This is a genomic window from Streptomyces shenzhenensis, assembly GCF_021462265.1.
GTDB lineage: Bacteria > Actinomycetota > Actinomycetes > Streptomycetales > Streptomycetaceae > Streptomyces > Streptomyces shenzhenensis.
On record NZ_JAJONF010000142.1, the window covers coordinates 1 to 1,654 of the forward strand.

The 1,654-nt window shown below is 68.3% G+C and carries 2 protein-coding genes; both read left to right on the plus strand.

The features are described 5' to 3' along the window. The first annotated feature begins 72 nt into the window (after positions 1-72). On the plus strand, positions 73-444 hold the full coding sequence (locus LQ326_RS47085; protein ID WP_234545362.1) for a VOC family protein: 372 nt from the start codon (positions 73-75) through the stop codon (positions 442-444). A gap of 138 nt (positions 445-582) precedes the next feature. Further along, on the plus strand, positions 583-1,654 hold a 1,072-nt coding region (locus LQ326_RS47090), incomplete at its 3' end, for a transposase (protein WP_308402180.1).

Below are 1,654 nucleotides of genomic sequence, written 5' to 3' on the forward strand. Positions count from 1 at the left end.
AGCTTGTCTTTTAACCTTGGGCCGGGTCCCTGCCGTTTGGCCCGCTCGCGGGCCAGTGGCAGAGTGAGCCGGATGATCGGACGCCTGTACACCGTTGTCATCGACTGTCCCGACCCGGATGAGCTCGCCGGTTTCTACGAAAAGCTGCTGTCGCTCTCGAGGCAGGCGGACACCGGCGACTTTGTCGTGCTCCAGAACGCGGCGGGGGCCCCGGTGGTCGCCTTCCAGCGGGTAGACGACTTTCGCGCGCCGCAGTGGACGGATTCCGCACGTCCTCAGCAAATGCACATCGACGTGATGGTCGCGGACCTCGATACGGCTGAGGCTCAGGTGCTCGCCCTCGGTGCGACGCTGCTGGATGGTTCGGACAAGCCGATCGGTTACCGCGTCTACGAGGACCCCGTCGGCCATCCCTTCTGCCTGATCACTCCCGAGGGAGCCTGACCTTGCCCTTTAGGGTCCAGCGTCGAAAATGACTCGAACTGGGTCGCTCACCTGGGTGTTCGCCGGACGCTGAGGCGGCCTTCGTCTGATCATGTGCTCCGACCAAGGACACACGTGACCACGACGAAGGCCGTGAAGGTGAGTTTGCTGCCTGATCATGCTCCGGGGGAAGCATTCGCGAAAGCGTCACGCTTCCGGGAGGACTTATTCGACTGCCTGACCGCGCGCGGTGACGAACTGTTCGACCTCACCGACGCGTTGCTGTGTGCGGACGGGCCGGTGAGGACGCCGGTGGACCTGACGCTGGTTGCCGAGCACCGGCGCGGGCACGGCGCGATGTACGACGCGCTGAACTGCGGGAGCGTGGATGTGCCCCGGTTGCGGCAGGTGCTGGCCGGTCTGCCGATGCCGCAGGCCGCCGACGGGCGCCTGGTCCTCGCGGTCGACGTGAGCAACTGGCTCCGCCCGGACGCGCCGACCAGCGCGGAGCGGCTGTTCTGTCACGTCTACGGCCGCAGCGGACGGTCCTCGGACCAGTTCATTCCCGGCTGGCCATATTCCTTCGTCGCCGCCCTGGAATCGGGCCGGACGTCCTGGTGCCAGCTCCTGGACGCCGTCCGTCTCGGACCCGAGGACGACGTCGCCGAGGTCACCGCCGCCCAACTCCGCCGTGTGGTCACTGACCTGATCGAGACGGGCCGCTGGCACGTCGGCGACCGCGACATCCTCATCGTCTTCGACGCCGGCTACGACGCCCCGCGCATGGCCCACCTCCTCGACGGCCTCCCGGTCGAAGTGCTGGGACGGATGCGCTCCGACCGCGTCATGCGACGGCCGACGCCCTCGCTCAAGGAGTACGCCCTGGCCTATCCCCAGGGCGGGCGACCGCCGAAGCACGGCAAGGAGTTCCGCTTCGCCAAGCCGGAGACCTGGGGCGAGCCGGATGCGGCGACGGTCCAGGTCACCGACCGGTACGGCGCCGCGCGCGCGATGGCCTGGGACCGCATCCACCCCCGCCTGACCACCCGCTCCGCCTGGATCGATCACACCGGCGAGCTCCCCATCATCGCGGGCACGCTGATCCGCCTCCAGGTCGACCGTCTGCCCAGCGGCGGAGACCCGCTCCCGCTCTGGCTGTGGTCGTCGGCCATCGGTCTGAGCGGCGAGGACGTCGACGTCCGCTGGCAGGCGTTCCTACGCAGGTTCGACA